This is a genomic window from Sphingobacterium sp. UBA7625, from assembly GCF_002484085.1.
In the GTDB taxonomy this organism is placed as follows: domain Bacteria; phylum Bacteroidota; class Bacteroidia; order Sphingobacteriales; family Sphingobacteriaceae; genus Sphingobacterium; species Sphingobacterium athyrii.
This window is the reverse complement of sequence record NZ_DLJD01000016.1, coordinates 7,484-11,327: the sequence shown is the minus strand read 5'-3', so window position 1 is coordinate 11,327 and position 3,844 is coordinate 7,484. Positions and strand designations below refer to the sequence as shown.

The following is a 3,844-nucleotide window of genomic DNA, read 5'->3' as shown; positions in this document are numbered from 1 at the left end:
AAAGTAGGTTTTTTATTGAAAAAGAGAAAACTTTTTAAACAAATTTCCCACCGAAATCAATAGTCCACTGAAATACAGTCAAATAATTTTTCATTAATTACTCAAAAAGCTCGCCTTAACCGTTATATTCGCTGTTTTCTTCCGCGAAGTTGTGTTAAAAGCACCTCCGGACGAGTATTCTTCGTTATCATTTTGACCTGTTATCTGGAAAATTCCCAGATCAGCCTTTACCAGACTACCTAATCCCGCATTCGATTCTTTGGCAATATTATCCGCGCGCTGATGGGCGTTTTTTGAAGCTTGGGAAATAAGTTCCAACTTTAGGTCTTCCAGCTTTGAGTAATAATAGTTCGGTGTGCTTGAGCTCAGCTCTATTCCTTTTGAAATCAATGTCGATATTTCCCTGGAAGCATTGTCCACCTTATTCAGGTCTTTGGACTCCACACTTACGGTTTGTGACAATGTATAACCTGAAAAGGTATTATACCCATTGCCCTTCCCATCGGTATGGTATTCAAAGTCTTTGGCGATATTCACGGCTTCAAAACGAATCTCACCTACCTTGATCCCTTGCTGTACTAAAAAATCGCGTACCAAGTCACGGTCGGTTGCCAATTGGGCCGAAGCAGCACTTAATTCGAAATTCTTTCTGCTAAATGTGGCATTCCATTTTACCAAATCTGATTCAAAGTCCTTCTTTGCATTGCCATTTACCGTAATCGTCTGTGTTGATTTAAATTTATACCGATAAGCATTGCCCAATATCCATGCGGTCAGCAGCACAACGACGCCCACAATGACAGAAACAATAATAGATGATGATTTCATAACCAGTTNNCAATGAATATACCAAAAAATCGTCGATTTTTTATTTTTTATAGATAAATTGCGACAAAAGAATTTAAACATGAATAAGAAAAATATCTGTATCCCATTCTGTTTTCTTGCTACTTTAGCTGTCCATGCACAAAAGAAACCGTTGGATCATACGGTATATGATAGCTGGCAAAGCGTATCATCTCCCTATATCAGTAAATCCGGCAAATTTGTCCTCTTTCAGGTTGCTCCGCAAGAAGGCGATAGCCAACTCTATTTGAAAACGAAAGAAAACAAAGACTTGGTCCAGATTCCGCGAGGCTACAATGGGAAACTGACCGATACAGAAAATCATTTGATCAGTCTCATCAAAGCACCGTTTACTGCAACACGCGAGGCTAAAATCAAAAAGAAAAAACCGGAGGATTTTCCCAAAGATTCCCTGGCAATCTATAATTTAACCAGTTCCTCCCTTGTCAAATTTGGATCAGTCAAGTCCTTTAAGATTGCTGAGCAAAACAACAATTTTGTTTCCTTCCTTTTTGACAAACAGGCGAGCGAAAAATCAGACTCATCCAAAAATCCGGCAGATTCTACTCAAAATAAAAAAAATACCGCCGATAAAAAGAAGAAAACAGTAGCGACACTAGCTTTATATGACCTCAATTCCGGCGATTCAGTCCAATTCTCTTTGGTAGATCAATATGAATGGAACAAAAACGGAACAAAACNNCGTCTTTTCAAAGAAAACGGATGCGAAAGACAGCTTATCTAAAGAGTCTGGTGTTTATCTGTATGACATAGCTACTAAAAATCTGAAGAAAATATCAACGGGCAAAGGTGAATACAAAAACTTTAGTTTTGATGAGACAGGTAATCAATTGGCTTATTTGGGAGATCTCTCCAAGGAAAAGGCGCTGGTTAAAAACTATAATCTGTATTATTATACCAACGGTATAGATACAGCACAGTACCTAGCAACCAAAAATAGTACGGGCATTCCTAAAAACTGGGCCGTCAGCGGCGATGGGAATATCCGCTTCAGCAAAAATGGCGAAAAACTTTTCTTCGGCATTGCCCCGATACCGCGTGTCAAAGACACCACATTAGTCGATTTTGAACATGCTAAAGTCGATGTATGGGGCTGGCAGGATGACTACTTACAGCCTATGCAATTGGTTAACCTCAAAAAAGACCTTTCCAAAAATTTTTTAGCGGTCACCTATCCCAAGAACAATCGTACTGTTATTCCGCTAACGGATGAAACCTTCAATGCAACAACGCTTACACCGGATGGAAATGCAGAATATGTTTTGGCACGTACAGATTTTGGCAAGCGGATCGAAAGTCAGTGGAAAGGAGGCACAAAAGAGGATATCTACCTGGTTTCCACACGAAATGGTCAACGTGAGCTTATTCTTTCTAACTTTTCGGGAAATGCTACCTTAAGTCCAGATGCAAAATATGTCGTTTATTTTGACGAAGAAAAAGGAACCTGGAATTCGTACCAGATCAGTTCGAAGAAAAAGACCGTATTAAATGAAGGCATTCCAGCATCTTTTGCAGATGAGGAGAACGACATGCCTACACCGGCACAAGGCTATGGCATGGCTGCCTGGAGCCCTGATTATAAAGGGATCTATGTCAACTCACGCTACGACATCTGGTATTTTACACTTGACGGGGGCAATAAATCCATACTCACCAACGGTTATGGCGCCGCTTCCCAAACAACATTACGTTATCTGCCACTGCGACGTGAAGAAGACCGCGATCAGCCATTGACATTGGATTATAAAAAAGGTGGATTCCTGGCATCATTCGACAACAAAACAAAGGAATCTGGTTTTTATCAGTTTAAAGGTCAGCACAACGACCCAAAAAGCCTTTTTGTTGAACCAAAGGCATTTAAAAATATAAATGCCTCCGCTGACCAACAAACCGTTCTTTACACAAAAGAAGATTATGTCAGTTCACCGAATATCTATATCAATAGTATTAAGTTCAAAGACGAATTGCAGCTGTCGGATATCAATAAGCAACAGGCAAACTACAATTGGGGTACGGCCGAACTCGTGCATTGGACCACACCGGCAGGTCATCAGGCTGAAGGTATTCTTTACAAACCGGAGAATTTTAATCCAGCAAAGAAATATCCGATCATTGCTTATTTCTATGAGAAGCTTTCAGACGGTCTCTATACCTACCAACCACCGGCCCCTACTCCTTCGCGGCTAAATATCCCTTACTTTGTGAGCAACGAATATTTGGTATTTGCGCCGAATATCAGCTACGAAACCGGACATCCGGGAAAATCAGCGGAGGAATATATCAATTCGGGCATGCGCTATTTAGCGCAGAACTCTTGGGTCGATAGCACCAAAATGGGCATTCAGGGACAAAGCTGGGGCGGCTATCAGGTCGCACATCTGATTACGCGTACCAATATGTATGCTGCAGCATGGACCGGAGCTCCGGTTGTCAATATGACTTCCGCCTACGGAGGAATACGTTGGCAGTCGGATATGTCACGTCAATTCCAATATGAGCATACACAGAGCCGTATCGGAAAAACCCTTTGGGAAGCACCTGAACTGTACTTGGAGAATTCGCCGCTGTTCCATTTAAACAAGGTAAACACACCTGTCGTTATTATGGCCAACGACAACGACGGAGCCGTGCCCTGGTACCAAGGCATCGAAATGTTTACCGCATTGCGTAGACTAAATAAACCAGTCTGGATGTTGAACTATAATGGCGATGAACATAATTTAATTCAACGACAAAACAGAAAAGACATACAGATCCGCGAACAGCAGTTCTTCGATCATTACCTAAAAGGGGCTCCAGCGCCAAACTGGCTAAAGAAAGGAGTACCTGCCACCTTAAAAGGAATAGACTGGGGACTGGATTACAACTAAAAATACACAAAATAGGTCGATTTGTTTAAATCGACCTATTTTTTTTAATCAAAAACTGTCCACAAATACATATTTTATAAAAAAAATCAAAAAAAATTTCAGTTTTC

General features: G+C 40.9%; 2 protein-coding genes. One reads left to right on the top strand and one right to left on the bottom strand.

Annotated elements, in window-relative coordinates; all coding sequences use genetic code 11:
* Window positions 1-93: 93 nt before the first annotated feature.
* Complete coding sequence (locus B4G94_RS06205) at window positions 94-828, bottom strand: SIMPL domain-containing protein (RefSeq protein ID WP_108632063.1); 735 nt, start codon at window positions 826-828, stop codon at window positions 94-96.
* Window positions 829-1,520: 692 nt separating this feature from the next.
* Here B4G94_RS06205 and B4G94_RS06200 point away from each other — a divergent pair.
* Complete coding sequence (locus B4G94_RS06200; protein WP_286857784.1) at window positions 1,521-3,737, top strand: S9 family peptidase; 2,217 nt, start codon at window positions 1,521-1,523, stop codon at window positions 3,735-3,737.
* Window positions 3,738-3,844 lie beyond the last annotated feature (107 nt).

What these genes read in the sequence shown, in the direction of transcription:
- B4G94_RS06205 (WP_108632063.1), bottom strand. Translation starts at nt 828, where the DNA reads ATGAAATCATCATCTATTATTGTTTCTGTCATTGTGGGCGTCGTTGTG.